The sequence below is a fragment of the Natrinema versiforme genome, assembly GCF_005576615.1.
GTDB lineage: Archaea > Halobacteriota > Halobacteria > Halobacteriales > Natrialbaceae > Natrinema > Natrinema versiforme_A.
Genome location: NZ_CP040330.1, coordinates 1,463,999 through 1,488,792 on the forward strand (window position 1 = coordinate 1,463,999; position 24,794 = coordinate 1,488,792).

Annotated in this window: 28 protein-coding genes; 14 read left to right on the forward strand and 14 right to left on the reverse strand. The window is 65.2% G+C overall.

Annotation, left to right across the window (positions count from 1 at the left end):
- Positions 1 to 67: 67 nt before the first annotated feature.
- The 3 genes from FEJ81_RS07100 to FEJ81_RS07110 all read right to left on the reverse strand — a co-directional run bounded on the left by FEJ81_RS07100 (position 68) and on the right by FEJ81_RS07110 (position 1,667).
- On the reverse strand, positions 68 to 787 hold the full coding sequence (locus tag FEJ81_RS07100; RefSeq protein WP_138244628.1) for a hypothetical protein: 720 nt from the start codon (positions 785 to 787) through the stop codon (positions 68 to 70).
- A 185-nt stretch (positions 788 to 972) separates the two neighbouring features.
- The gene (locus tag FEJ81_RS07105) at positions 973 to 1,470 is read right to left on the reverse strand and encodes a hypothetical protein (protein ID WP_138244629.1); all 498 of its coding nucleotides are present in this window, start codon (positions 1,468 to 1,470) and stop codon (positions 973 to 975) included.
- 14 nt (positions 1,471 to 1,484) lie between these two features.
- Complete coding sequence (locus FEJ81_RS07110) at positions 1,485 to 1,667, reverse strand: hypothetical protein (RefSeq protein ID WP_138244630.1); 183 nt, start codon at positions 1,665 to 1,667, stop codon at positions 1,485 to 1,487.
- Positions 1,668 to 2,093: 426 nt separating this feature from the next.
- Between FEJ81_RS07110 and allB the strand changes: the two genes are divergently transcribed.
- Positions 2,094 to 3,461 (forward strand): allantoinase AllB, encoded by a 1,368-nt coding sequence (allB, locus tag FEJ81_RS07120; protein ID WP_138244631.1) that lies wholly within the window; start codon positions 2,094 to 2,096, stop codon positions 3,459 to 3,461.
- Positions 3,462 to 3,623: 162 nt separating this feature from the next.
- Positions 3,624 to 3,872, forward strand: a complete 249-nt coding sequence (locus tag FEJ81_RS07125; RefSeq protein ID WP_138244632.1) for a hypothetical protein — start codon at positions 3,624 to 3,626, stop codon at positions 3,870 to 3,872.
- A 13-nt stretch (positions 3,873 to 3,885) separates the two neighbouring features.
- On the opposite strand, the gene FEJ81_RS07130 is transcribed toward FEJ81_RS07125, so the two are convergent.
- The 5 genes from FEJ81_RS07130 to FEJ81_RS07150 all read right to left on the reverse strand — a co-directional run bounded on the left by FEJ81_RS07130 (position 3,886) and on the right by FEJ81_RS07150 (position 7,139).
- Positions 3,886 to 4,956 carry a quinone-dependent dihydroorotate dehydrogenase gene (locus tag FEJ81_RS07130; protein ID WP_138244633.1) on the reverse strand — a complete coding sequence of 357 codons (1,071 nt, stop codon included), beginning with the start codon at positions 4,954 to 4,956 and terminating at the stop codon, positions 3,886 to 3,888.
- A gap of 128 nt (positions 4,957 to 5,084) precedes the next feature.
- A complete protein-coding gene (locus FEJ81_RS07135; RefSeq protein ID WP_138244634.1) occupies positions 5,085 to 5,675 on the reverse strand; it encodes a MaoC family dehydratase in 591 nt (196 codons plus the stop codon).
- A gap of 167 nt (positions 5,676 to 5,842) precedes the next feature.
- The gene (locus FEJ81_RS07140; protein ID WP_138244635.1) at positions 5,843 to 6,175 is read right to left on the reverse strand and encodes a (2Fe-2S) ferredoxin domain-containing protein; all 333 of its coding nucleotides are present in this window, start codon (positions 6,173 to 6,175) and stop codon (positions 5,843 to 5,845) included.
- Complete coding sequence (locus FEJ81_RS07145) at positions 6,172 to 6,948, reverse strand: CbtA family protein (protein WP_138244636.1); 777 nt, start codon at positions 6,946 to 6,948, stop codon at positions 6,172 to 6,174. Before FEJ81_RS07145 ends, FEJ81_RS07140 begins: the two co-directional genes overlap by 4 nt.
- 5 nt (positions 6,949 to 6,953) lie before the next feature.
- The gene (locus tag FEJ81_RS07150; RefSeq protein ID WP_138244637.1) at positions 6,954 to 7,139 is read right to left on the reverse strand and encodes a CbtB domain-containing protein; all 186 of its coding nucleotides are present in this window, start codon (positions 7,137 to 7,139) and stop codon (positions 6,954 to 6,956) included.
- 257 nt (positions 7,140 to 7,396) lie between these two features.
- On the opposite strand from FEJ81_RS07150, the gene FEJ81_RS07155 reads away from it, so the two are divergent.
- From FEJ81_RS07155 to FEJ81_RS07195, 9 genes are read left to right on the forward strand one after another with little or no spacing between them, the layout of a single operon-like run.
- A complete protein-coding gene (locus FEJ81_RS07155; protein WP_138244638.1) occupies positions 7,397 to 8,431 on the forward strand; it encodes a monovalent cation/H+ antiporter subunit E in 1,035 nt (344 codons plus the stop codon).
- On the forward strand, positions 8,428 to 8,709 hold the full coding sequence (locus FEJ81_RS07160; RefSeq protein ID WP_138244639.1) for a cation:proton antiporter: 282 nt from the start codon (positions 8,428 to 8,430) through the stop codon (positions 8,707 to 8,709). The genes FEJ81_RS07155 and FEJ81_RS07160 overlap by 4 nt, the downstream gene beginning before the upstream one ends.
- On the forward strand, positions 8,706 to 9,110 hold the full coding sequence (gene mnhG / locus FEJ81_RS07165) for a monovalent cation/H(+) antiporter subunit G (RefSeq protein ID WP_138244640.1): 405 nt from the start codon (positions 8,706 to 8,708) through the stop codon (positions 9,108 to 9,110). The genes FEJ81_RS07160 and mnhG overlap by 4 nt, the downstream gene beginning before the upstream one ends.
- Positions 9,107 to 9,646, forward strand: a complete 540-nt coding sequence (locus FEJ81_RS07170; RefSeq protein ID WP_138244641.1) for a DUF4040 domain-containing protein — start codon at positions 9,107 to 9,109, stop codon at positions 9,644 to 9,646. The genes mnhG and FEJ81_RS07170 overlap by 4 nt, the downstream gene beginning before the upstream one ends.
- Positions 9,646 to 10,182 (forward strand): MnhB domain-containing protein, encoded by a 537-nt coding sequence (locus FEJ81_RS07175; RefSeq protein WP_138244642.1) that lies wholly within the window; start codon positions 9,646 to 9,648, stop codon positions 10,180 to 10,182. Before FEJ81_RS07170 ends, FEJ81_RS07175 begins: the two co-directional genes overlap by 1 nt.
- Positions 10,175 to 10,552 (forward strand): cation:proton antiporter subunit C, encoded by a 378-nt coding sequence (locus tag FEJ81_RS07180; RefSeq protein ID WP_138244643.1) that lies wholly within the window; start codon positions 10,175 to 10,177, stop codon positions 10,550 to 10,552. The genes FEJ81_RS07175 and FEJ81_RS07180 overlap by 8 nt, the downstream gene beginning before the upstream one ends.
- Positions 10,545 to 12,143, forward strand: coding sequence for a proton-conducting transporter transmembrane domain-containing protein (locus tag FEJ81_RS07185; RefSeq protein ID WP_138244644.1), 1,599 nt, complete (start codon positions 10,545 to 10,547; stop codon positions 12,141 to 12,143). Before FEJ81_RS07180 ends, FEJ81_RS07185 begins: the two co-directional genes overlap by 8 nt.
- Positions 12,143 to 14,077 carry a proton-conducting transporter transmembrane domain-containing protein gene (locus tag FEJ81_RS07190; protein WP_138244645.1) on the forward strand — a complete coding sequence of 645 codons (1,935 nt, stop codon included), beginning with the start codon at positions 12,143 to 12,145 and terminating at the stop codon, positions 14,075 to 14,077. Before FEJ81_RS07185 ends, FEJ81_RS07190 begins: the two co-directional genes overlap by 1 nt.
- Positions 14,074 to 15,921 carry a Na(+)/H(+) antiporter subunit D gene (locus tag FEJ81_RS07195; RefSeq protein WP_138244646.1) on the forward strand — a complete coding sequence of 616 codons (1,848 nt, stop codon included), beginning with the start codon at positions 14,074 to 14,076 and terminating at the stop codon, positions 15,919 to 15,921. Before FEJ81_RS07190 ends, FEJ81_RS07195 begins: the two co-directional genes overlap by 4 nt.
- An 80-nt stretch (positions 15,922 to 16,001) precedes the next feature.
- Here FEJ81_RS07195 and FEJ81_RS07200 read toward each other — a convergent pair whose 3' ends face one another.
- From FEJ81_RS07200 to FEJ81_RS24395, 4 genes are all read right to left on the reverse strand, one after another.
- Positions 16,002 to 17,129, reverse strand: a complete 1,128-nt coding sequence (locus FEJ81_RS07200) for a tyrosine-type recombinase/integrase (protein WP_138244647.1) — start codon at positions 17,127 to 17,129, stop codon at positions 16,002 to 16,004.
- Between the two features lie 244 nt (positions 17,130 to 17,373).
- Positions 17,374 to 18,438 (reverse strand): glycerophosphodiester phosphodiesterase, encoded by a 1,065-nt coding sequence (locus tag FEJ81_RS07205; protein ID WP_138244648.1) that lies wholly within the window; start codon positions 18,436 to 18,438, stop codon positions 17,374 to 17,376.
- A 265-nt stretch (positions 18,439 to 18,703) separates the two neighbouring features.
- Complete coding sequence (locus tag FEJ81_RS23105; protein ID WP_175416372.1) at positions 18,704 to 18,868, reverse strand: hypothetical protein; 165 nt, start codon at positions 18,866 to 18,868, stop codon at positions 18,704 to 18,706.
- Between the two features lie 1,099 nt (positions 18,869 to 19,967).
- Entirely contained in the window at positions 19,968 to 20,234 is a 267-nt protein-coding gene (locus FEJ81_RS24395) for a sugar-binding protein (RefSeq protein WP_138246731.1), read from the reverse strand.
- Positions 20,235 to 20,317: 83 nt separating this feature from the next.
- Here FEJ81_RS24395 and FEJ81_RS07215 point away from each other — a divergent pair, with 83 nt between their 5' ends.
- From FEJ81_RS07215 to FEJ81_RS07225, 3 genes are all read left to right on the forward strand, one after another.
- Complete coding sequence (locus tag FEJ81_RS07215; protein ID WP_138244649.1) at positions 20,318 to 20,665, forward strand: ArsR/SmtB family transcription factor; 348 nt, start codon at positions 20,318 to 20,320, stop codon at positions 20,663 to 20,665.
- Positions 20,662 to 20,973, forward strand: a complete 312-nt coding sequence (locus FEJ81_RS07220; protein WP_138244650.1) for a DUF7521 family protein — start codon at positions 20,662 to 20,664, stop codon at positions 20,971 to 20,973. The genes FEJ81_RS07215 and FEJ81_RS07220 overlap by 4 nt, the downstream gene beginning before the upstream one ends.
- Before the next feature lie 338 nt (positions 20,974 to 21,311).
- Positions 21,312 to 21,689: a universal stress protein gene (locus FEJ81_RS07225; protein ID WP_138244651.1), complete on the forward strand. Its 378-nt coding sequence runs from the start codon at positions 21,312 to 21,314 to the stop codon at positions 21,687 to 21,689.
- Between the two features lie 29 nt (positions 21,690 to 21,718).
- On the opposite strand, the gene FEJ81_RS07230 is transcribed toward FEJ81_RS07225, so the two are convergent.
- Together FEJ81_RS07230 and FEJ81_RS07235 are read right to left on the reverse strand one after the other, a co-directional pair.
- Positions 21,719 to 23,728, reverse strand: coding sequence for a hypothetical protein (locus tag FEJ81_RS07230; RefSeq protein WP_138244652.1), 2,010 nt, complete (start codon positions 23,726 to 23,728; stop codon positions 21,719 to 21,721).
- 250 nt (positions 23,729 to 23,978) lie between these two features.
- The gene (locus tag FEJ81_RS07235; RefSeq protein ID WP_138244653.1) at positions 23,979 to 24,767 is read right to left on the reverse strand and encodes a VOC family protein; all 789 of its coding nucleotides are present in this window, start codon (positions 24,765 to 24,767) and stop codon (positions 23,979 to 23,981) included.
- Between the last annotated feature and the right edge of the window lie 27 nt (positions 24,768 to 24,794).

Genomic DNA, 24,794 nt, shown 5'->3' on the forward strand with positions numbered 1-24,794 from the left:
ATCGATCGCGGCAAGCTATCAGGCGACCAGTCTGACTTAAAACTAGTCAGTTTGAGTGACTATCGGCTCACTCGTCGCTCGAGGACCGGACGTTACTCGCCGCACTCGCGGCTTTCGAGCTGAACGACTTCCCGGCGCTCGAACTGGCCTTCGCGGTCGCTTTCGTCGCGTGCCACGTCGTATGCAGCGACTCGAGCGTGTGGAAACCGATTAACACGCCGCCGATGAACAGGACCATCGACGCGTCGACGCCGCTCTGGATAACCCACGGGATCGGGAGTTCGATGCCGAGGAAATTCAGAACCAGCCCGAAGGTGCCACCAATAGAGACGCCGCCGTAGCGCATCGCCTTTTCCTGTGCGGTGAGCACGGTCCAGACCATGCCGAACAGCCCGATGATCGCTGCAACTGCGTCGTATATTTTCGTCGCCGTACTCTCACCACTCCCGTCGCCGACGACCCGTTTCATGAACTGACGGCCGGCGTTCTGTGCGAGCACGATCGCACCACTGACGAGTCCGAGCGAGAGCAAGACGGCATACGGCGATTCGGCGTAGCCGGCCGGGAGAATCTCGGTCGCGTAGATCAACCCCGCAAGTCCGAGACAGTAGGCAGTCCCGGTCGCGGCGTAGTATTTCCGCCCACCGCGGCGGACGACGAGTAGCGAGGCTGTGGCAACCGAACCAACACCGATCGCGAGCGCCGGCCACACAAGCGGCTGCCCGGCGACGGCGGCTGTAATAGCGATACCAACGACGGCTGTGACGGCCCAATTTAAGATTCGCATACAGTCACGACTAGAGACATATCTTATAAACCTAGTCCACTCTGTTGATATGTTCCGCTAAATCGCTAAGGGACAGCCGGTGTTGGGCTTGGTCGGTGGGACAGACTCGTCCATCGATCTGTTTCACGGCTGATTCTCGAGCGAGACGCCCATACTCGAGGGATATCGGAGTAAGCGACCGAGGCCTATTCGGCCGGCTGTTCGACACGGTCCCAACTCACACTCACATGCTCAATCGAAATCTCATCCAGTCCGTACTCGGACGGTGAAAACTCAGCAAACGACTCATCGTCAGTACAGACTGTCGGCTGTTGATCTTTGGTCTGGTATGCCAAGGTAAAAATCGGCACGTCTTTCGGTTGAATCTTTGCAAGATCGCCGATCGCCTTGTTATAGCTTTCTGCTCGCTCGGCCTCGAGATCCATGTCTCGAATTTCTGCTTGCGGACAGGATCGGATCGCACGGCAGTTGTAGAGGAGTGCGGAGAACCGCTGAATCGCGTCGTCACGAGTCTCACTTTCGATTGTAGTATCCGAGTCGATGTTTTGAGCCACTTCGGAGAAAATATAGGCGCTGACCGCACTCAACTCACGTTCGTTCCGAAACCGCTCGATGCATTCATCGGGATACCCGCCACCGACGGTGAGCGCATGAATCCAGAGGTTACTGTCCAAAATCAGCATTCAGCGAGACCAACTTAGTCGTCGCTCGCCGCGGTCTGGAACCGAAACTGCTCCCCCGAGGAACCACTGTCAACGCGAACCGCGTCGGTATCCCAATCAACCTGTTCGCGTGCATCTTTGATATCGGACCATGCGTCTTCGGCACTGTCGTACTGTTCGACGCCGGCAGCGAACAAGTCTGCATATCGGTCGGTCATATGGTGTTCACCTTTGGGCGACATTCTATATAAACAGAATGTCTATCTAACCTATTCATTCTGCCATCCACATATAAATCCACTGTATCGTTCGACCATCTTCGTTAGAGACGGGTTACCGATCTCTTCTGGCTGCACCGGACATGGGACCGGATTGACCCGACCGATTCGAAACTGATCGCCGCAGGACTACTCGCGTTCCTCCTCGTTGTGACGGCGATCGCGGAACACCGGGAGTATCAGGTCCCGCAGTCGGTCGAAACGACCTATCGGGAGTATCTGAACGTCGAGTCTGGAGAGTGAGCCGCCGACCGCGATTCTGCGTCTCCAGTTCGCTCGGCTCCATCGGGTGAGTCGCCGGAGGTCGCGGCCGGGCCGGACCCGTTTGGGGAAGCTATATGCGCGGCCCTCGGCAATCCCACGCCAATGACCGTCGATCTCGTCGTGTGCAACTGTACCGTCGTCACGTCCGCGGGTCGCTCGGCCGACTCGGGGGTCGCCGTCGAAGACGGGCAAATCGTCGCCGTCGGCCGGAGCGACCGGCTCCCCGACGCTGACCGCGTCCTCGATGCCGACGGTAACGTGCTGGTTCCCGGTATCGTCGACTGTCACATTCACAACCGCGAGCCCGGGCTCGAGTACAAGGAAGACTGGGAGTCCGCGACTCGAGCGGCCGCGGCCGGCGGCGTGACGACCGTCGTCGGAATGCCGAATACGGACCCGGTCATCGACCGGCCCGAGCACCTCGAGCTCAAGTTCGAGCGCGGCGAGGCGTCGGCCCACGTCGACTTCCAGAGCTACGCGGTCGTCACGAGCGAGAACCTCGATCTGATCCCCGAGATCGACGAGACCGGCGCGCTCGGATTCAAGGTCTTCCTCGGCTCGACGGTCGGGGACGTGCCGCCGCCGAGCGACGGCGAGATCCTCGAGGCGATGGAGAAGATCCGGGAGACGGGCAAGCGACTCGGCTTCCACGAGGAAAACGGCGAGATCATCGACCACTACACGGAGCGGTTCAAAGCTGAGGGGCGAAACGAGCCGATCGACCACTCTCACTCCCGCCCCGTTATCGCCGAGCAAGAGGCCGTCGAGCGGATGATCACCTTCGCCGAGGAAACCGGCGCGAAGATCCACATGTTCCACGTCTCGTCGGGGTCGGCCGCCGAGGCCGTCGCGCGGGGGAAGGACTGCGGCGTCGACGTGACCGCGGAGACGACCCCTCACTACCTCTGGTTCACCGAGGATGTCATGCGCGAGAAGGGCAATGTCGCTCGAGTGCAACCGCCGATCCGGGACGCCGCGGAACGCGACGAACTCTGGCGCGTCGGCATCGACGACGGCGCGATCGACTGCATCGCCACCGACCACGCGCCCCACACCCCCGAGGAGAAGAAAGTCGACGACCCGTTCGGCAACACGTGGGACGCGATTTCGGGCTTCGTCGGCCTCGAGACCGAAGTCCCGGCCATGCTCAGCTTCGTCGATCGGGGGCGGTTCACGCTCGAGGGGTGGGTCCGCCGGCACTCCACCCGTCCGGCACAGGTCTGGGGGATGTACCCGCAGAAGGGGTCGCTGCAGGTCGGCACCGACGCGGACTTCACGATTGTCGACCCGGACCGCGAGTGGACGCTCGAGGATCGACGGGACCTCCACTCGAAGAACTGCGTGACGCCGTTCGAGGGCGAATCCTTTACCGGGAAGGCGGTCGCGACGGTCGTCCGCGGCGAGCCCGTTTTCGAAGACGGAGCCGTCGTCGGCGAGTCGGGGTACGGGACCCGCGTCGATGTCGAGTGATACTGTCGAACGAAACAACGCACAAGCCCACATCGCCGCTCCGAGACGCCACGTTGCTTGCGACCGTTCGTGTATTGTTCGCGCGACAGTTCTCAGTTCGTGAAAGCGGCGGTCGGTTTATATTTACACTCCGTCCGTCGGCCGCAATGAAGATCGCCCGCCATGACTGATGGAGCACCCGAGGCAGCCGACCGAGACGAACCGGACGAGACGACCGAGACGGATAAGACCGAACAGCTCAGGTCGGTGTACCTCTCCGTGACCGACGGCGACGCGGAGCCGGTCGTCGAGTCCCAACGGGAGGAGTCCCGGACGCGAGAGATACGCGAGGAACGGAGCGACGAGGTCGTCGGCCCCGCCGAACACCACGGACTCGAGGACGCGCTCGACGATCCGGAGCCCGCCGACTGATCGCCGGCCCCGCTCACTCGAGGTCCGCGCCCACCGCGTCTTCGACCGACGAGAAGCCGTCGCGCTCGAGCAGTTTCGAGAGCCCCCGATTGATCTGTTTTGCAGTCGACGGCCCCTCGTAGACGAACCCGGTGTACAACTGGACGAGCGAGGCACCGGCGCGGATCTTCGCGTAGGCGCTTTCGGCCGAGTCGACGCCGCCGACGCCGACGATCGGGAGTTCGCCGTCCGTGTACTCCGCGAGCGAGCGGATGACGGCCGTCGAGCGATCCTCGAGCGGCTTGCCGCTGAGTCCGCCCCACTCCTCTCGTCGGGGCGAGTCGAGTCCCTCGCGGCTCGTCGAGGTGTTCGTCGCGACGATGCCGTCGAGGTCGAACTCCCGAACGATGTCGACGAGATCGAAGACGGATGCCTCGGGTTCGTCGGGCCCGATCTTCACGAGTATCGGCATGTCGCGGTCGTTTTCGGCCTCGAGCGTCTCGAAAATCGCTCGCAGGTGCTCGGGCGAGCCCTCGTCGAACTCGTCGGGCGTGTTCGGGCAGGAGACGTTCACCACGACGTAATCGGCGAACGGCGAGAGCCGATCGAAGACCCGCCGGTAGTCCTCGATCGCCTCGCGCTCGTTCGAGGAGTTCATCTTGCCGACGTTGACCCCGAGCGGGATAGAGGGGGTGCCGTCGTCCTCGAGTCGCGATTTGACCCGTTCCATTCCCTGCCCGTTGAACCCCATCCGGTTGACCATCGCCTCGTCCTCGCGCAGGCGGAAGAGCCTGGGTCGGTCGTTGCCCGCCTGCGGATAGGGCGTGACGGTTCCGATTTCGACGAAGCCGAAACCCAATGCCTCGAGCGCGTGGGTCACTTCGGCGTTCTTGTCGAAGCCGGCGGCGACGCCGACCGGGTTCGGAAACGTGGTATCGAACAGGTCGACTTCGAGGGCGGGATCGTCGTACCGATACGCGTAGGACAGCGCCGCCCGCGTCGGCCGCGTCGACTGGGCCGCCCGGAGCGTCCGTTTGCCGAGATCGTGGGCCGTCTCGGCCGGGAGTGTGAACGCGAGGGGGCGGATCCGCGAGTACAGCGTCATTGCCACTACGTGGGGCTGGCCGACAGGTAAACGTCTCGAAGCGCTCGAGACCGGAGCACGTCGGCACAGTCAGCTTTCGGAGCGACTCGAGCGCGGTCGAAGTCCCCGTTTGAGTCGACTGCGCCCGGTCAGACGTCCTCCGGCTGCGTGCCGATTCCCTCGAGCCAACCCGGCGGTTTCGCGGCCGAGGGTTCGGCGTGCTCGCGTTTCAGCACCATCGGCGTGCGCTCGAGGCTCAGGACGAGATCGCCGTGCTGGTTGTACGCCCGGAGTTCGGTCTCGACGATACCGACGTGATCGCGGGACTCGAGTTCCCGCTTCGAGAGGACCTCGCTTTCGGCGAAGATGGTGTCCCCGTGGAAGACCGGGTTGTGGTGGCGGATGTCGTCGTAGCCGAGGTTCGCGGTGGCGTTGACCGAGACGTCGATGACGCTCATCCCGACGGCCAAGGCGATGACGAACGTGCCGTCGACGAGGCGCTCGCCGAACTCCGTCTCCGCGGCGTAGGCCTCGTTGAAGTGCATCGGATTGAGGTTCATCGTGATGTTTGTCATCCAGACGTTGTCCGTCTCGGTGACGGTGCGGCCGAACGGGTGCTTGTAGATGTCGCCGACCGCGAAGTCCTCGTAGTAGCGGCCGTGCCAGCCCTCCACGAGTCGTTTGTCGGGCGATTCGTCGTCGGTCTCCTCCGGGTCGGTCGCGTCGTCCGTCTCTGCCATGTGACTCGATCGGACCGGTAGCCAGTTAGCGGTTCGGACGAGCGCGCTCTCATCGAGATCGCCTGCATCGCACAGAAGTCGGACCGTCGGCGGATACCCATTCAGACGAGAGAAAAGCGGTGCGCCTGCTCCTGATTCCGGAACGCCGTGCCGCCGTGTCCGCCGACTCAGTTCTCGTCGCGAACCGCCGCCGCGTTCGGGCCGAACTCCGACTCGAGGAGGTCGGGGACCGTCTCGGGGGTCACGTCCGAGTACCACGTGTTTCGCGGTTGAATCGAGACCGCAGTACCGTCCTCGCTGCACAGTCCCAGACAGGAGGTTTCGCTGACCGAGACCGCAGTCCAAAAGGCGTCGCGTTCGCGGAGCCAGTCTTTGACCGCCGCCACCGTCTCCTCGGCCCCGACCGCGCCGCAACTCGCGTACTCGCCGTCACGGTCGTTGGTACAGACGAAGACGTGCGCCTCGAGGCGGTCGCGGTGTTCCGCGGTTCGGTCTTTCATGGACTCGTCAGGAGGTCGTCGCGTCGCTCGGCGGTCGAGTGCACGCCGGCCCGCGTCTGGAGCCAGCCGAAACAGCCCGCGACGAACGCCCAGAGCGCGGCCTGACTCAGCGCGGTCAGCCCGCGGAACGCGGTCACGAGCTCGGCCGGCATCGAGCCGGACTCGACGATCGTCGGCGCCGCGATCGCGGTGACCGCCACGAGCGCGACGATCGGTATCGCGGCTGCGACCCCTCCGAGCTGTCGGCTTCGCGCCGAGACGCGGCGATAGCCGTAAATCGAGAGCGCGGCGACGAGCGCGCCGACGGCCATCAGCCCCGCGTAGATCGCGATCCGGAGCGTGGGATCGAACGCCTGCTCGGCACCCGGCGTCGTCGGCGGCAGCACCAGCCACGGCGCGACCGAGACGGTGAGGAAGCCGGCGCCGGCCAGTACGTAGGTCTTGACCCGCCCGCGGCCGGGCAGGGCCGGCTCGAGAAAGTAGAAGGCGAGCGCGAAGGCGCCGCCGAGCAGGATTCCCCAGAGGACGCCGCTGCCGACGCTCACCGCGGCTGTCGTCGCTTCGCTCACCGCGTGAGCGTGTTCGCCGGCGGCGTGGGCATGCTCCCCGGCCTCGTGGGCGTGTTCCCCTGCTTCGTGGGCGTGATCGCCGCCCGCTGCGACCGTCTCCATGTAGCCGATCAGCGGGTTCGCAACGACCGCCATGTAGGTTCCGTATACGATTCCCGCGATCGCGCCGGCGAGCACACCCCGCTCGAGGTAGTCGACGAGCATCGGTCTCAGTGACAGACGACGCCGGCTGCGTGTCGGAAGTTGTGCATCGAGTCGTGGACCAGCGGTTCCTGGAGGAACAGCAACGCGAACGTCAGCGCCGCGACGAACGCGAAGACGGCCAGTAGCTGTGCTGTCGTGAGGTCGTCACGGGCGGCCCCGATTCGACCGTGAACGGTTTCGGTCGTCGTCATGCAAGTCAGTTTTCTCTACTGAAACTGTGGTTGTAAAACTACCGATCGTCCGGCGACGGCAATGAATCGCGCTTGCGACGACCGTTCGACGGGGAGACGGTTCGAACGTTCAACGTCCGTCACGATCACCCCGGCCGAACACGTCGAAACCCGTGACTACCGCTGGATAACGAAATCGTTTTCCTACGGCTACCGCTTGATTCGACTAACAACGAGAGCCATGAGTACCCAATGTCGGTCCCCAGGAGGGAGATGCCGTGGCGGCTAACCGTCTGCTCGTCCCGTTGTCTGATACGGTAACCGTCAGGCAAACGGTCGGCTACGCCGTCCAGTCCGGGCTCGAGGCGGCCGATTCGCTCGAGTGTCATCTCGTCGTCGCGCTCCCCTACGACGCCGACGTGCCGGAGAGCGACCAGCAACACGAGGACGCCGAAGGGCTGCTCTCGCGGGCGCGAAACTGGGTCGAAGAGGACGCCGGCGACGCCGACGTGACGGTCGAGACCGCGACGCTCGGTGCCGACGAGTACCTCTTCGGGCCGCGAGACTACGCCGAAATCTTCGACGCCTACGCCGACGAACACGGTATCGACCGGGTCGTCATCGATCCGGAGTACCAGCCCGGGGTCACCGCACAGATGCTCCAACCGCTCGAGCGCGAACTCGAGCGCGTCGGGCTGGCCTACGACGAGGCTCCGGTCGAGCGATCGGCCCGACGCGGCCGTCTCGTCAGCGGGACCGAGGACTTCGACCGACTGTTCGCGACGTTCCTGATCTCCTACGGTTTCTATCTCGTATTGGGCGATCCGACCTACTGGTTCGATCTCGTCACCGGCGCGGCGGTCGCCGGCATCACCGCCGTCTCGCTCGCGCAGGTGACGTTTACCGTGCCGCTCGACCGCGTCCAGTCGCCGCTCCGCGTCGTTCGATTCGTGTTCTACATCCCCTATCTGCTCTGGGAGATCGTCAAGGCAAACATCGCGGTCTCGGCGGTCATCCTCCGGCCGTCGATGCCCATCGAGCCATCGCTAACGCGAGTCAACGCCCGCGTTCGAAGCGGACTGCCGCTGACCGCATTGGCAAACAGCATCACGCTCACGCCGGGCACACTGACGGTCCGGGCCAACAACCAGCAGCTGCTCGTCCACACGCTGATTCCCGCCGCACGCGACGACCTCTTCGACGGCGGCTTAGAGAGGGGAATTCGCTTCGTCTTCTACGGCCGCGAATCGGCGGCGATCCCCTCGCCGCGCGAACGCGACGACGCCGAAATCGTCGGGGGTGACGAGCTGTGACGCCGGTCTCGCTCGAGAACGTCTTCCTCGTCGCGGCCGGCCTGTTCGTCGTGCTGGCGATCGCGATGTTCTATCGCGCCGTCGTCGGGCCGACGACCCAAGACCGGCTGCTGGCGGTCAACGTCCTCGGGACGAACACGGTCGTCATCCTCGCCCTGCTGGCCGCGGGGCTCGATCAGTCGTGGTTCCTCGACGTGGCGCTGATCTACGCCCTGTTGAACTTCCTGATGTCGATCGCCATCTCGAAGTTCACCGTCGAACGGGGTGGTGTGCTGTGATCGAGCCGATCGCGCTCCAGTCGACGGTCGGGACCGTCCGGTTCTGGACGATCGTCGTCCTGCTCGGACTCGGCGTGTTCTTCACGCTCGTCTCGACGGTCGGCGTCCTCCGGCTCCCGGACATCTACGCCCGGGCTCACACGGCCTCCCAGACGGACACGCTCGGGGCCGGCTTCGCGCTCGCCGGCGTCGCGGTCGCCTTCGGCTGGCAGCACGCGGCGGTCTACACCGTCCTCCTGCTGTTCTTCGTGTTCGTCACGAACCCGACGGCGGCCCACGCTATCGCCCGCTCGGCCGCGGAGACCGGCGTCGAGCCGGTCCTCGCCGAGGAGGACGCCGCCGAACCCGAAGCGTCCGCCGGAACCGACGTGCCGACCGAAACGGACGGTGAGGCCCGATGAGTCTGTTCGCGTACTCGCTCGTGATCTTCATCCTCGCGACGGCCGTCGCGACGGTGTTGTTCCGGGACGTGCTGTCGGTCATCATCGTCTTCGGCGCCTACAGCCTCGGGATGGCCATCCTCTATACGTTCCTGCTGGCACCCGACGTGGCCATGACCGAGGCCGCGATCGGTGCCGGCGTCACGACGCTGTTGCTCCTGTTGACGATCGCGCGCACGACCCGGCCCACGACCGACGCGCTCAGAGAGCGGATTCACGTGCCGGCGCTCGTCGTCGTGGGTGCGTTCGTCCTCCTGCTCTGTACCGCAGTGCTCCCCGAAATGTACACGGTCGGGAGCACGGAGACGCCGGTCTGGCAGAACCCCGAGGTGACCCAACACTACATCACGGAGACGTACGAGCAGACGGGCGTCGAGAACGCGGTCACGTCCGTCCTCGCCGCCTACCGTGGGTTCGACACCTTCGGCGAGGCGGTCGTCGTCTTCGCAGCCGGCGTCTCAACCCTGCTCGTCTTGAAACGCGAGGTGTTCGCCTAATGTCCGGATCAGTCGACGATACCTACACCGAGAGTCAGGTGATCATGACCGCCGTCAAGATCATCGCACCGTTTACGCTCACCTACGGGCTGTTCATGACCTTCCACGGGGGCGACGCCCCCGGTGGCGGCTTCCAGGGCGGGACCATCGTCGGCGTCACCGTCCTCATGCTCGCCTTCGCGTTCGGCATCGAACCGACCCGACAGTGGCTCAGAAACTCCTTTATCACCGGTCTCGTCACCGGCGGCGTCGTCATCTTCGGCGCGATCGGCCTCGGAATGATCGCGCTGGGTGGTAGGTTCCTCGAGTTCGATCGACTCTACGCGGTCTTCCACGTCAAACAGAAGTGGGGGCTCGAGGCCGTCGAGATCGCCGGCATCTCGCTGATCGTCTCGGGGACCATTATCAGCCTCTTCTTTACGATGGCAGCGGGCTTTTCGCCCGAGCGGCCCAGCGGGACCGGTGGCATCAGCAGTGACACCAACGCTTCCGAAGGCCCCGATTCGCCCGCCGCGGAGGTGAGCGACGATGATTGAACTCCTGATGGATCGCTACACCTACGTCCTGATGTTCGTCTTGCTGGGGCTCGGCATCTACATGGTGATCGCCAGCGAGAACCTCGTGAAGAAGCTGATCGGGGTGAGCCTCTTCCAGACGGCCATCTTCCTGTTTTTCATCTCGATGGCCTACATCGACGAACCGGGCGCGACGGCACCCATCGTCCCCCACCACGGCGAAAAGGGGGAGGTCATGGTCGCGAGCCCGCTACCGCAGGTCATCGTGCTGACCGCCATCGTCGTCGGCATCGCACTGACGGCGGTCGGACTGGCCCTGGTTATCCGCATCTACGCGGAGTACGGGACGCTCCGCGAGGACACCCTCAGGGAGGTGCGTGCCGATGAGTAACGTCGATCTGATCCTGCCGTTGCTGATCGTCGCCCCGATCCTCGCCGCGACGCTGCCGATCGCGCTCGGCCTGTGGTTCGACCGGACGGGGTGGCCTGTCGCGGGACTCACAACGCTCGGGCTGTTCGCCGGCGCTGTGGTCCTCGCGAGCGAGGTCTACGCCGGCAACGAAGCAGTGACCCACGAACTCGGCGGCTACGAACGGACGTACGGCATCGAACTCGTCGCCGACGAGTTCTCGATGCTGATCGTCCTGCTCGTGACCGCCGTCGCCACCGGCGTCCTCGCGTACACGCGACATGGGGGCCCGCGCGGAAACACGTTCTACACCGCCTACCTGCTGTTGACCGGCGGCCTGCTCGGCATCTCGCTGACCGGCGACGTGTTCAACCTGTTCGTCTTCCTCGAGATCACGAGCCTCGCGACCTACGCGCTGGTCGCCAGCGGCGACGGTCCCGAGTCGGCGGTCGCCTCGCTGCAGTACCTGATCTTGGGCACCGTCGCCGCCTCGATGTACCTGATCGGCGTCGCGTTCGTCTTCATGGCGACGGGGACGCTCAACATGCTCGAGTTGGCCGAGGCGATCCCGGACGCACAAGCACAAACCTTGATTCACGCCGGCTTCGCGTTCATGGTCGTCGGTTTCGCCGTCAAGGTCGCCCAGTGGCCGCTGCACACATGGCAGCCAAGCGCCTACCAGCAGGCACCCGACGGCGTGACGCCGCTGATCGCGGCGCTCGTCTCGACGGCATCGGCCTACGCGTTCGGCCGGTTGATCGTCACCGTCTTCGAGGTCGAGTACCTCGCGACGATGCCCAACGCGGCCGCGGTCGTCCTCACGATCGGCTGTGTGAGCGTCCTCGCGGGCACGGTACTCGCCGTGATCCAGACCGAGGTCAAACGCATGCTCGCGTACTCGTCGGTCTCGCAGTTCGGGCTGGTGGTGGCCGCCTACGGGGTCGTCATCGCCGGCAACTCCGAGACGGCCTTCGTCGGTGCCGCGATCCACCTCGTCGGTCACGGACTGTTGAAAGCCGGCCTCTTCCTCGGGGCCGCACTCGTCGCGGCGAGCTACGGAGCCCGCACCGTCGACGAGTACGCCGGCCTCGCCAAGGAGCGACCGGTCATCGCCGGTTCCATGGCCGTGCTCCTGTTCGCGCTCGTCGGCGTCCCGCCGGGCGTCGGCTTCGTCGGCAAGTGGTACATCGCGCTGGGTGCCGTCGAGTCCCAGCTTTGGCCCGTCGCCGCCGTGATCTTCCTCAGTACCATGCTCACCTTAGCCTACGCCGCTCGCCTGCTCGAGAAGATGTACTTCACGCCGCCCGCTGCGGTCGACCGACCGCACGCGCAGGGAGCGGTGGCGACCGACGGCGGTGACGCCGATCGCGACGAATCCGCCGCCGCCGATCCCGAATTCGACGGGACGGGAACCGCTGCTGCCGCGATCCGCGGCGGGGAGACGCGGGACCCCGTTTCGACTGGCATGGTCGCGATCGTCGTCGTCGCCGCGCTCGGTGCCGTCGCGCTCGGGTTCGCCGGCGGCACGCTCGCCGACTTGCTCTCGCCGTTCCTCACGGAGGTGTTCAACTAATGGTTGCAGACATTCGGCCGCTCGCCGCCGTGTTGGTGTCGGCGGTCGCCATCGTCCTGATCGTCGCGTCGCATCGCCGACCGAACCTCCGCGAGGGCTGGTCAGTCCTGGCCGCCCTCGCGAAGTTCGCCATCGTGGCGAGCATGCTCCCCGCCGTCATGGACGGCACCATCTTCCGGTGGAGTCTCGCGGACTCGACAGGGATCCAGTTCCTCGAGGGGATCGACTTCGCCCTGCGGGCCGACCCGCTGGGGATCTTCTTCGCCCTGCTCGCGAGCTTCCTCTGGATCTTCACGTCGTTTTACGCGACGGGGTACATGCGCGGGCTCGACGAACACTCCCAGACGCGGTTCTTCGCGTCGTTCGCGGCCAGCCTCTCCGCTGCCGTCGGGATCGCCTTCGCGGCGAATCTGGTGACGATCTTCGTCTTCTACGAACTGCTGTCGCTCGTGACCTATCCGTTGGTCGCCCACAACGAGGACAGCGAGGCCCGCATCGCCGGCCGCAAGTACCTGACCTACACGTTCTTCGGCGGCGGGGTCTTCCTGCTTGCCGGCACCGTCCTGATCTACTGGCTGACGGGGCTGGTCGGCGGGCCGACGCTCGCCTTCGAGGCGGGCGGCATGGAGGCACTCGCCGCGGCCGCACAGGTCGAGCCAGTCTATGCGCAGGCCGCCTTTTTCCTGCTCATCGCCGGCTTCGGCGTCAAGGCCGCGCTGATGCCGATCCACTCGTGGCTCGCCGACGCGATGGTCGCGCCGACCCCCGTCTCCGGGCTACTCCACGCGGTCGCGGTCGTCAAGTCCGGTGCCTTCGGCATCGCTCGCGTCATCCTCGAGGTCTACGGCCCGGGGCTGATCCACGATCTGCCGCTCGACGTGCCCGGAATCGGCGAGGTCGGCCTGAACATTCCGGTCGCCCTCGTCGCCGCGTTCACGCTGACCGCGGCGAGTATCATCGCGTTGCGCAAGGACCACCTTAAGCGCCGGCTCGCCTACTCGACGACGGCCCAACTCTCCTACATCGTGCTCGGGCTCTCGATGTTGCATCCCTACGCGATGGTCGGGGCGCTGTTCCACATTCCCGCACACGCGTTCGCGAAACTCACGCTGTTCTTCTGTGCGGGTTCGATCCACGTCGAGACCCACACGGACTACATCAGCGAGATGGCCGGCATCGGCAAGCGGATGCCGCTGACGATGACCGCATTTACCGTCGGCGCGGCCGGGATGGCCGGACTGCCGCCGCTTGCCGGCTTCGTCAGCAAGTTCTACATGCTGATCGGCGCCGGCTACATGGGCGGCGAGTACTGGCTGTTCGCCGGCGCACTGTTGCTCTCGGCCGTGCTCAACATCGGCTACTTCTGGCCGGTCGTCTACACCGCCTTCTTCGAGAGCGAGGACCGACACAACGCCAAACCGTTCCTCGAGTTCCCGCGGGGCGGGCTGCTCCAGTCTTACGGGAGCGAGCCGGACGAGAGCCACGTCGCCGCTGACGGGGGCGAACGCGAACGAGCCGATAGCGAGCGCGAGCGAAGCGAGACGGCCGCGGAGGCAGACGACGCCACAGGGGACGAAACGTTCGAGTACGCCGTCGACCAGAACCCAAGCGACCACACGGTTCCCGACGGGAGCGATTCGACGGGCGAGTCCGTCGACGCCACGGATCATCACGGCGACCACGACGACCACCTCACCGGCGGGCCGCCGGCCGACGGCTGGCAACGCCGCTCGCTGTTCGCCGAGAGCACGTGGCTCATGCTCGCGCCGATCCTGATCATCGCGACGGGGGCGATCGTCCTCGGCGTCGTCCCGGACTACGCCGTCTTCCTCGATCTGGCGACCCGGATCGTCGAGGGCGTCTTCGGCGTCGACTCCTTCGAGCAGTTGCAGGGCCTGTCCCTCGAGGAGGCCCTGGAGGTGGTCGGCGAATGATCCCCTCTGACCTGCTGACGGCGGCCTACCCGCCGCTTTTGGTCTTCGCGGCGGCGCTGCTCGTGCTCGTCCTGCCGCGGATCGCCGGGTTCACCGTCGGCGCGCTGAGTCTCGCGGCCGTGCTCGCGATCTCGCTGGTCGCGCCGGAGGGCCAACACCTCGCCGGGAGCTTCCTCGGGTTCGAGGTCGTCCCGTTCTACGTCGACGGCTTCTCCCGAATGGTCGGCATCGGGCTTGGCTTCCTCGGCGTCTGTAGCGTTATCTACGCCTACTCGAGCGAGGCCAGTAAGACGCTCGTCGCGTTCGCGCTCGTCTACGTCTCCTCGTCGATCGGAGCGGCCTTCGCCGGCGACTGGCTCGTGCTCCTGTTCATGTGGGAGCTGATGGCGGTGACGAGCACGCTCGTGGTCTGGCACTACGGCGGCGAGGCGGTCCGAGCCGGCTTCCGGTACGCGATCTTCCACGGCACCGGCGGCGTGCTCGTGATGCTTGCGGTCGCGGTCCACTACGTCGAGGTCGGGTCGTTCCTCTACACGGCCAGCGACGGGATCGCCACCGGAATCCCGGCGCTGCTCGCGGTGCTCGGGATGGGCGTCAACGTCGCTTTCATCGGCTTCCACACGTGGCTGCCCGACACCTACCCGCGACCGCACGTCGCGGCCTCGGTGTTCCTCTCGGTGTACACGACCAAGACGAGCGCGTTCATCCTCTACCGGGCGTTCCCGGTCGAGGGCTCCCACGACCTCTCGATATACATCGCGTACATGGGTGGGCTGATGGCCGTCTACGGCGCGACCTTCGCCCTGCTGCAACACGACATGCGGGCGCTGCTGTCCTATCACATCCAGGCCCAGCTCGGCTACATCGTCGCCGGAATCGGGATCGGATCGCAGCTGGCCGTCGCGGGCTCGATGAGCCACCTGTTCAACAACGTGCTCTTCAAGAGCCTGCTGTTCATGGCCGTCGGGGTCGTCATCTACCGGACCGGCGAGGAGGATCTCTATCACCTCGGCGGGCTCTGGCGCGAGATGCCCCTGACCGCGATCGGATTCGGGCTCGGCGCGCTCTCGATCACCGCGATTCCGGGATTCAACGGCTACGTGAGCAAGGGGATGATCTTCGACGCCGCCAATCCGGGCTACTACGGCCAACCCGAGTATCAAGCGCTGTACTGGCTGCTCTGGCTCGGCGCGATCGGGACGCTGCTGTCGTTCATCAAACTCGGCTACTACGTCTTCTTCCACGGCGAGAGCGACATCGAGGTCGCCGACGCCAAACCCGGCCAGATCGTCGCGATGCTCGGGCTGGGCGGTGCCTGTCTCCTCTTCGGCGTCTGGTGGCAGGGACTGGCCGACCTCGCGCCGACGCTCCACGGCCACGGCGGTCACTTCACGTTCTCGTACTACGGCGGCGAGAGCGAACTCCATCCCTACAGCCTCTCCCACCTCGAGACGGCCGGTATTCTGACCGGCGTCGCCGCGGTCACGTTCGTCCTCGTCCGGAAACCCCTCTCGAAACTCGATCTGGGCGATCCGGCGATGGTCGTCTATCCGGCGACGTACTCTCTCAGCCGGTGGACGATGCTCGCGGTGACCGAAACGTACGCCGCCGTCGATAGAGCGGTCGTCGGCGGAGTCAAACGCTGCTACTGGATCGGCAACAATCCCGTCCTCGCGATCGACGCGGCCGTGGGTCGTCTTCCCGACTGGATGGTCGATGTCGACGAGCGCCAGCCGACGGACGGCGGGCGTCCGTCCACGATCCACCTCCGAACGGGCATCGGCACCACCGTCTTGCTGCTGACGCTCGTTCTGACGGCGATCCTGTGGCTCCTCGTCGTCTGAAACCGATAGCAGCGATAGCGACTCGAGCGTCGTCCTCCCGACGCCGTCCTCCCGATTTCGATGGCCGGCCTCTTCGCGTTTCAATTACGGTCCGGTTGCTCGTCTCGCGACCGCCCATCGTCGTCGCCAATTGACGGCTGTTCTCCCGAAACGACGATCGACTGCTCGAGCACCGACGCCCGAAGCGTCGGTTTCGACGCCGTCGCCTCGCGGCGGTACGCGTCACCGTCGCCGTCGTGCTCGCCTCGCACGCCCCGCGGCGTCAGGTAGTTGCCGTCGATATCCACGCCCGCGTCCTCACAGAGTCGTTTCAGGACTGATCGCGCTCCCTCGGTGGTAATCGCCGGCAGCGCGATGGCGTGCTCTCGAGCGAGTTCGGTCGCCGTCGCGTCCTCGAACAGCGACTCGATATCGCTCTCGTCGCGCCCTCGGTCGCGAAACACCGACCGAACTCGCGCCGCGATCGACGGCGCGTGGCCCGTCGGAAACAGCGGCCAGTCGTTCGACGGCGGGTCGAGGACCACCCGATAGCGCCGCAGCGGCGTCCGTGCACGGGCGGGAAGCGGAACGTCCTCGAGGCGCTGGGACTTTCCCAGCACGCGGATCGTCCCCGTATAGAAGTCGACATCGTCCCACGTCGCACCGGTGCGCCGGTCGTCCTCCGGCACCCGGAACAATTCGGCCCCCCGGACGTTCGAGTGGGCGAGCACGGCGACCATCGCGTACTCGCGCAGCCGCGTGCGTCGCTCGCTTGTCGAGGGGGCGGCCTCGAGCGCGCGTTCGCGAACGTGGCGCTCGAGTTCGCGCCGTTGTCGTGCGGTCCACGTGTCGCTTTCCGGGCGCGTCTCGGCGGTCGGTAACGCCGCCTCCGCGCGGTCGGTCGCGGCGGGGTTGTCCGCGAGGATCCCGCCGCGGACACACCACGAGAGGAACGCCCGGACGACCGCGTAGTAGGTGCCGGCCGTCGAGGCGGTGTACTCCCCGCGGTCGGTCCGATGGCGGAGTTCCTCCGCGTACGCGCGCATCTGATCGACCTCGAGTGCGAACAGGGCGGTGAGCCCGTGTTCTCGCTCGAGCCAGTCGGCCCACCGTCGGAGGATCGATTCCGCGTTGGACGCGTAGGCCCCCGCACCCGGTCCGTCGGGATCCCCGACGGCCTTCCGCTGGAGATAGGCGTCGACCGCGTCCGTGATCGCGACCTCGGTCACGGCACGATCACCCGCCCAGTCGCTGCGCGACGACGCGGCGCGGACCGTCGGCCCCCGTTTCGGCCGCTGTCCGGCCGCTCGAGGCGGCTCTCACCGCGGCGAGGGCGGATCGTGTCGGTGTCGCCACGGGACATCGGTTCGTCCCATACTGTTCCGTGATCCTAAATCCGTGTTTCGGTCTCACGGGGTCGGAAAAACGCGATTCGACCGGCACGGTGCGCGGCTATTCCCGACCGCGATTGATTCAGTTCGTCGCGCCGAATCGGAGCACGTCGGCGTGATCGCTGATGATTCCGTCTACGCCGGCCGCCGCGAGCTGTTCGCCCTGGTACCACGTCTCGAGGGTGAAGACGTTCACGTCTCGACCCTCCTCGTGTGCGACTGTGAGGAGATCGGTCTCCGACCAGCCCGCGCCCTCCTCGTAGCGCTGATCGGCGTAGAACGGCGTTCCCCGAATCATGTGATAGGGCGGGTGAATCGCTTCGGCCTCGTATCGTCGCGCGATTTCGACACCGTCCGCGACGGAGCTCCAGCACAGCGGTGCGACCGGATAGTCGGACGCGTTGCGGGTCGTCGCCAGCGCCGCCTCGTAGAACGAGGAAAAGAGGTACTCGTGGTGGAACTCGTCGACGATGTCGAGCACCCGCGCGACGAACGGCTGCCAGATCTCTTTTTGCTCCTCGAGTTCGTCCCCCGGAAGCGATTCGGCGAAGGCCACGTCGAACGACCCCGGATTCTTCAGTTCGACGTTGACCCCGACTGACGGTGGAATCGCCTCGAGAACGGGCCGTAATCGGGGGACGGTTTCGCCGCTCTCGAGGACTTCGGCACTCGTCACGGTGTCCGTCTCCGTCTCCCAGACGACGCCCTCGGTGTCGGTCAGCCCGCGCTCGCCGCCGTCGCGGCTGGCGAGCCGATCGTCGTGGAAGACGACGACGTCGTTCTCGGCCGTCGGGACGACGTCGATCTCTATCATGTCGGCACCGCGCGACGGCGCGGCGGGCGACTGCCAGCCGCGTGCCGCGGCTTCGACCGCGCCGACGGTGTTTTCGGGATACAGCCCGGCGAAGCCGCGGTGAGCGATCAGGTCCGGATCGCCGGTAGAACCGCGGAATCCGTTCGCGTTCGATTCAGCGGGATGGCGTTCGTCGGGAGCCTTCCCGTTCCCGCGACCGGGAGTCGCACCCGCAACGCCGGCCGTTCCGGTCACTGATGCGCCCGCCGCGACGATGAACGATCGTCGTCGGAGCGCGGAACTGGACGTGTCTGGGTGGCCGGTTCGCCGTTCGTCGTCGTTCGTCTCGGACATCTTCGGATCGGCCGACCGGACCGACAGATAAAAGATATTATAATTCTGCGATATACTGAAATAGCCGAGTACCCGTGCGAATTGATTGCAGCGGAGTTCCCGCTGCTCGCCTCGGGGTGAGGGCTGCACGCACATTGACTCGAGATCGATCCATCGAATCGCAGGGCGGACCGTTCTCGCTAACTCGAGAATCCGCGATTCGATATATCGAAATGTGATTTATTTCCGGCACCGGTCGCATCAGTCACGATTTCGGATCGCCGACTCAGGACGGATGCTGGTGTCTGATCTTCTCGGCCGTCATCCCCGGCACCGGCGTCCCGCAGTATTTACACTTCCAGTTCGGTGTCGGCGTTCCGCGTTCCTTCTCGAGGTCCTGTTTGAACTCGAGGTGTGCGCCACACGGACAGCGATAGGTCGTGCGGGTCATGGGCGAACTAATCCGGCGGGAAGCGATAAACGGTTCGCCGAGCCACTGGCGTGGACTGAGCGGGTCGCTTGAGGACAGGTGCCGATCGGATGACCAGTATCTCGCAGAGAGTTGGATGGCTGCTCGTATCGCGCAGCGTTCCGCCGGACCGGGAGAGCCGGCCGCGATGAAGTCGTTTCGGTGATCGATCTGGTTACATCGCTGTATCCGTCTTCGGTCGCCTCGAGCCCGATCCGGTCAGAAACCGCTGCTCGAGGTCCCCCTCTTTGACGCCCCTCCGATCGAGCGATTGCTGGGGACCAGTCCGTCTCACGCGGCAGGAACCGAGTCTCGAGCTTCCATCGCGGCCGATGGGGCACGAGAACACTGCCCAGCAGTCATCGTTGACGGGACGACACTCGAGAGGGACCGAATTCTGATCGACGATGCGATGGTGGAGATGACAGCGACTTCGATATGGGTTCCGGAGCGGATTCGAAGACGGACTCGTCTCCTGTCACGACTACTGCAGCGACAGCGCCAGCAGTTACAGCCGATGAGATCGCGATTCGGACGAGAGCGTTGATACTACTCGGAGACTCGAAACCGAGTCCATCGAGTAATTCGCGGGCAAAATTCATCGGTTTCGGCTGTGGGAGTTCTCGAGCGACTGCTCGACTGGCTCGAGCGGGCGTTGATGGGGAGCGGACCGATGCGTCTCTCTTGGTCCCCAGACTGGCTGCGTTTCTCTTCGACAGCGTCGATAAATCATATACCGCGATACATAATCGACGATATCAGCGATTCTCGTTCCGCAACTGGCGACCGATTACGGGAACCGAGACCAGTCGGTCGTCGATCGGCTTGGCTCGAGCGGGCGACCATCGGTCACTCGCCGAGTTCGACAGTAGCGAACTACTCGGGGTTTTGCCACGCGCTGTCGGACTCGTCGAACCAACTGAGCTTCCGCTCCGCTCGCCGTCGTTCTTCAGGGCGATGTGGATATCCATTCCGACACGGTGACCGACGACGGGACGCACACCGTAGTTCGCCCACGGGATCGCGAGCATCGTCCGCCACCCGTCGTCGGTCTCGACCGTTTCGACCTCGGTACCCGCAGCTATCGGAGCCGAGTTCCAGCCGGAAACTGCCGTCTCCGTGCCTCGCGGGACGAGTATCTGGCGGTCGTTTTCCCCGTCATAGGTCGTCCCGCGGCTGTTATCGGGATCGAAGTGCGTTCGATATCGGCGTCCCGCGTCCCGTCATCGGAGTCGGTGACGGCGACGAGGACGTACAGTGACTCTTCGTCCCACAGCGCCCGCCATTCGGCCGCGATATCGGGGAGGCTGTCTCCCCAGAGGAAGTTCTCGACCGTGCGGATCGGCAGTCATCTCCGATCGCGATCGTGTTTTCTCGTTCAGAAAAACCGGACTGCTTTTCATAGTTATACCGAAACGAACAGCTATACCAGTGAGTGAGGAATCTGACCTGTCTACATTGCTCGCGGTCCTCGACGACGAGTACGCACGGGATATCCTCACCCACACGAGCGTCGAACCCATGTCTGCCAGTACATTGAGCGAACGGTGTGACGCGTCCCTCCCGACGATCTACCGGCGGCTCGACCGTCTCGAGGAGTGTCACCTCGTCACCGAAGAGACGGAACTCGCACCGGACGGCAACCACTACAGCGTCTACAGTGCGAACCTCGACCGACTCGAACTGTCGCTGGAGGACGGCTCGTTCGCCCTCGAGTTGACGTACCGTGAGGAAGATGTCGCCGACAAGTTCACTCGCATGTGGGAGGGGATGCGATGAGTCGGAGCGTCGTACGGGTCGACGAGGCGACGATGTTCGAGCTGTTGACCGTCGCGAGTCTGTTCCTCGTTGCCCTCTTCGGGACGGTGATCGCCTATCAGGCCTACCGCGGCTACCGACGCAACGACGCGTCGTCGATGCTCTACCTCGCGGTCGGGCTCCTCCTGTTGACGCTGTTTCCGTTCCTCGTCAACGTCGTGGTCACCACGCTGGTCAGCCCGGAACGAATCGTCATCGCACTGCTCGAGAACGTGAGTCGACTGGTCGGTCTAGTTGCGATCACCTACTCGCTGTACGGGCAGCATTGACAGCGAGTAGTGACTGGAAACGTGTAGGGCCGAAGCGATCCCGGGACCACCGTTTCTGCTACCAGTGATAGGAAGGCGACGCATATGTCCCCGCGAGAGGGGGATCGCGGGGACTGGGGCAGGCGTCGCAACCCGTGGGGATGATCAGATGCGGGGAAGCATCGGGGGACCACCAAGGCGTGCAGGGCTGACCTCTCGTCCCCCGTGTGGTCCATTCCGTGCCGTCCTATTAGTGATACGAGCGCGTTTTCTGGGTCGGAAAATCCCGTGCCGTCCGTCGATATCGATTCCGATTTCGGTTCCACAGCTTTCTTCGATATCGTCGCCGTAGGACCGCTATGCAATATCTCGTCGGAACCGGCTCCGTTCACACGACGGCGGCGATCTGTGACTATCTCGGCGACCGAGTCACCGACGACGATGCGGTGATCGCAGTCGCCGTCGCCGACGACGCGACGGCACGCCGTGATGGCGAGGAGGCGTTGAACGTCGCGCCCGTTCGACTCGCGGCTGCGGGCGACGTCGAGACGGAGCTTCGATCGGGGACCCCCGGCGAGGCGCTCCTCGAGGCGGCGGCCGAGTTCGACGCCGACGAGATCGTGATCGGCACACACAGCGGCGACCCCGATGCGGCGCACGAACTCGGCTCGACCGCACGGCGGCTTCTCACCGATTCGAGCCGGCCAGTCGTCGTCGTTCCGATTCCGGACCTCTAGCTCGAGCGGTGTGCTCGCGTCTCGCTCGATCAGAGCTCTCCGTCGTACGCGTCGTCGATGTACTCGCCGTCGCGACGGACCCGAACTTTCAGCGGCGGATCGTCCCGCTCGAGTTCATCGATGAGCGTCACGGTATCCCCCGATGCGAACGGTCCGTCCGTCCGTTCGTCGAGCGGAACGTCGATTTCCTCATCGTCGATATGGACCTCCGCGACGAGCCCGGAGACGGGCAGCGGCCGCCCGCCGTCGTGGACGAGCGTCACCGTCCCGTTCTCGACCGTGAGATCGAACGAGACCGACGAGTCGGCCTCCCCGCTGCCGATAGGGAGGTCGTTCGCTCCCCAGACGACACTGATAGTCGTCCCGACGGGGACCGACGCGGGCTCGAGCGTGTCGCCGTCGGACACCGTCTCGCCCTCGTCGCGCCACTGTGTGGCGGCCGGTTCGCCGTCGCGCAAGACCGTATACTCCGCGGCCGGTCTGGTCCGGTCGTCCTCGAAGGCGAGTTCGACGGTCGCCGTCTTCGTCTCGTACTCGTAGTCGACCGTAGCCTCCCCGATCGGCTGGATCCGATCGCTGGCGAGCGCCTTGGAGCGCGTGGGTTCCTTCCAGCAGACGTAGACGGCCGTTTTGGGCGCGACGTCCTCGAGCGTCGCCCCATCACCGGTCGAGAGGTCGGTGCCGGTCCACGGCCTCGTCGTCCGGACCGGCTCGGATACGATCGCCTCGGCGTCGTCAGCGTCGTACAGCGCGAGGATCACGTGATCGCCGTCGAGCGGGAACTCGTCCTCGTAGCGGACCGACAGCGTCCTCGCGTCCAGGTCGTAGTCGACGGTCCACTCGAAGTCGGCGTGCAGGGTCGTGTGGGTGGGCATGCCGCGGTCTCCCTCGTGGACGAGCGAGATCCGGAGGTACGGCTCGGCGTCCTCGGTCGCCACGAGTAGCGTGTCTCCCCCTTCGATCTCGTCCCGACCGTCGGCCCAGATCGCCTCGTCGTAGGGCTCGCCGTCGAGTTCGAGCCTGAGTTCGTCGACCGGCGTCGGATCGCCCGCGCCGACCTCGATTTCCACGTACTGCTCGTCGGCGTCCAGTTCCCCGGCCTCGAGACGACCCGGGCTCTCGTGGCGTTCGGCGGCGAGATCGATTTCGACCGTCGCCGTCAGGAGCGAGCCGTCGACATCGGACGAGACGATCTCTCTCCCGCCACTGCGTAGCTGTGCTCGGAACCGGTCGACCAGATCGTCCGTGACGAGCGAGTCATCGACGAGCGAGAGCCCGTGGTGGATCTCGAGCGTGTCCGGTTCGGACACCGTCGCGGCGAGGATCGCGTACTCCCCGTCCTCGGGCTCGAGGGCGTCGTAGGTCCACGACCACTCGTCGTCGGTCGTGACGGTCCGGATATCGGCGTCCGCGAACGCCGCGAGCCCCTCGTCGAAGGTGGGGACCGCGTCGCGAACCGCCGGTGCGTCGCCGTCTCGAGCGGCGATCGCGGCGTCGACCGTCGACGCCGAGTCGGCGACGATGCCGACGCCGTCGAGTGCGGCGACGACGCCCGCGTCCGCGAGCGGCGCGAACTCGTAGTCGGTCCCGGTGTCGTGTTCCCGAGTCGTGAGGTCTGTCTCGAGGGCCGCGTCGATGTCGCGCGCCGGGTCGAAATCGCCGGACTCGGTCTCGAAGACCGTGACGAACGGCGACTCGAGGCCCTCGTCCATGACGGTAACGTGGCGCGAAACGGTGCCGGTGTCGCCGGCGAACAGCTCCGCCAGTCCCGTGCCGTGTGTGATGTCGTAGGGGCCGACGAGGTCCTGTACGTCGGCGTCCCGGAGTCGCGATTCGTGTACTGCCGAGAGCGCTGCGCTCTCGTCGGCGGTGTCGGCCGGGACGGCGGCGAGCAGGTCGGCGAACGGATCGTCGGACGCGTCGGATTCCTCGCTGGGCGTTTCGTCGGTCTCGTCCAGCACCGAGAGACAGCCGGCAGCCGTGCCGACGAGCGACGCACTGATCCCACTGAGGAGGGTTCGGCGGGGACGGTCTCGCATGTGACAACGGTTCGTCACGATGGTACAAGTAGGTTCGCATATACTATCGGACTCGTGACTTTTCTCGAGATCGTTGCTCTCGCTCGCCGCCTCGTGCGGATCGACGCCGAGTCGCGCTGATTGGACTCGGGGCTGATCGCGACTGCGGTTTCAAGACAGCGCGATAGCGTTTGGTGTCACGCTCGCGGTCGGCGGTATCGGCGCGGAAAATCAGTGCAGTCCGTCTCCCGACAGCGTGGCAGTGGTCCGTTCAGAACGGGAACAGCGAGTCGGCCTCGAGGTCGCGCTCGATGAGTTCGATCTCGTGGCCGTCCTGGTCTCTCGTAAACGCGTACATGTTGTCGTTGCTCTCGGGGTCGCGGTAGTCGTCGGCACCGCGCTCGAGGAGTTGCTCCCAGTCGTCTTGGAGGTCGTCGATACGGATACAGAGGTGGCCCCACGCGTCGCCCATGTCGTACGTGCGGCCGTCGTAGTTGTAGGTGAGTTCGACGGACATCGCTTCCTCGGCGGCGTCTCGGGGCTCGACGAAGTAGTTCGCGAAGGTGTCGGACTCCCAGCGGCCGACCTCGTCGTACTCGAACTTGCGGGTCCAGAAGCCGAGCGCCTCGTCCGCGTCCTCGACGCGGAGCATCGTGTGATCGAGCGACCAGAGCGCGCCCTCTTCGCGCTGGACGATCTCGATCTCGTGGCCGTCGGGGTCCTTCACGAACGCGTAGTCGCCGCCACAGGACTCCGGATCGCGGTAGTCGTCGACGCCCTCGTCCATCAGCTGCTGGTAGTAATCCTCGAGTTCGCCGTCGGGGACGCGAACGGCAATGTGGCCCCACGCGTCGCCCACCTCGAGCTCCTCGCCCTCGTTGTGGGTGATCTCGAGCATTGCGCCCTCGTCGTGCATCTCCTCGGGACCGAGATAGACGATGGTGAAGCCGTCGCCCTCGAAGCGATCCTTCTCCTCGTACTCGAGGTGGGTCTGATACCAGTCGAGCGATTCCTCGAGGTCAGCGACGCGGATCATCGTATGATCGAGCGTTCCGTCCATACGCGAAACGACGCCTGCGACTCCAAA

What these genes read in the sequence shown, in the direction of transcription:
- FEJ81_RS07100 (WP_138244628.1), bottom strand. Translation starts at nt 787, where the DNA reads ATGCGAATCTTAAATTGGGCCGTCACAGCCGTCGTTGGTATCGCTATT.
- FEJ81_RS07105 (WP_138244629.1), bottom strand. Translation starts at nt 1,470, where the DNA reads ATGCTGATTTTGGACAGTAACCTCTGGATTCATGCGCTCACCGTCGGT.
- FEJ81_RS07110 (WP_138244630.1), bottom strand. Translation starts at nt 1,667, where the DNA reads ATGACCGACCGATATGCAGACTTGTTCGCTGCCGGCGTCGAACAGTAC.
- allB (WP_138244631.1), top strand. Translation starts at nt 2,094, where the DNA reads ATGACCGTCGATCTCGTCGTGTGCAACTGTACCGTCGTCACGTCCGCG.
- FEJ81_RS07125 (WP_138244632.1), top strand. Translation starts at nt 3,624, where the DNA reads ATGACTGATGGAGCACCCGAGGCAGCCGACCGAGACGAACCGGACGAG.
- FEJ81_RS07130 (WP_138244633.1), bottom strand. Translation starts at nt 4,956, where the DNA reads ATGACGCTGTACTCGCGGATCCGCCCCCTCGCGTTCACACTCCCGGCC.
- FEJ81_RS07135 (WP_138244634.1), bottom strand. Translation starts at nt 5,675, where the DNA reads ATGGCAGAGACGGACGACGCGACCGACCCGGAGGAGACCGACGACGAA.
- FEJ81_RS07140 (WP_138244635.1), bottom strand. Translation starts at nt 6,175, where the DNA reads ATGAAAGACCGAACCGCGGAACACCGCGACCGCCTCGAGGCGCACGTC.
- FEJ81_RS07145 (WP_138244636.1), bottom strand. Translation starts at nt 6,948, where the DNA reads ATGCTCGTCGACTACCTCGAGCGGGGTGTGCTCGCCGGCGCGATCGCG.
- FEJ81_RS07150 (WP_138244637.1), bottom strand. Translation starts at nt 7,139, where the DNA reads ATGACGACGACCGAAACCGTTCACGGTCGAATCGGGGCCGCCCGTGAC.
- FEJ81_RS07170 (WP_138244641.1), top strand. Translation starts at nt 9,107, where the DNA reads ATGAGTCTGTTCGCGTACTCGCTCGTGATCTTCATCCTCGCGACGGCC.
- FEJ81_RS07175 (WP_138244642.1), top strand. Translation starts at nt 9,646, where the DNA reads ATGTCCGGATCAGTCGACGATACCTACACCGAGAGTCAGGTGATCATG.
- FEJ81_RS07180 (WP_138244643.1), top strand. Translation starts at nt 10,175, where the DNA reads ATGATTGAACTCCTGATGGATCGCTACACCTACGTCCTGATGTTCGTC.
- FEJ81_RS07185 (WP_138244644.1), top strand. Translation starts at nt 10,545, where the DNA reads ATGAGTAACGTCGATCTGATCCTGCCGTTGCTGATCGTCGCCCCGATC.
- FEJ81_RS07190 (WP_138244645.1), top strand. Translation starts at nt 12,143, where the DNA reads ATGGTTGCAGACATTCGGCCGCTCGCCGCCGTGTTGGTGTCGGCGGTC.
- FEJ81_RS07195 (WP_138244646.1), top strand. Translation starts at nt 14,074, where the DNA reads ATGATCCCCTCTGACCTGCTGACGGCGGCCTACCCGCCGCTTTTGGTC.
- FEJ81_RS07205 (WP_138244648.1), bottom strand. Translation starts at nt 18,438, where the DNA reads ATGTCCGAGACGAACGACGACGAACGGCGAACCGGCCACCCAGACACG.
- FEJ81_RS23105 (WP_175416372.1), bottom strand. Translation starts at nt 18,868, where the DNA reads ATGACCCGCACGACCTATCGCTGTCCGTGTGGCGCACACCTCGAGTTC.
- FEJ81_RS07220 (WP_138244650.1), top strand. Translation starts at nt 20,662, where the DNA reads ATGAGTCGGAGCGTCGTACGGGTCGACGAGGCGACGATGTTCGAGCTG.
- FEJ81_RS07225 (WP_138244651.1), top strand. Translation starts at nt 21,312, where the DNA reads ATGCAATATCTCGTCGGAACCGGCTCCGTTCACACGACGGCGGCGATC.
- FEJ81_RS07230 (WP_138244652.1), bottom strand. Translation starts at nt 23,728, where the DNA reads ATGCGAGACCGTCCCCGCCGAACCCTCCTCAGTGGGATCAGTGCGTCG.
- FEJ81_RS07235 (WP_138244653.1), bottom strand. Translation starts at nt 24,767, where the DNA reads ATGGACGGAACGCTCGATCATACGATGATCCGCGTCGCTGACCTCGAG.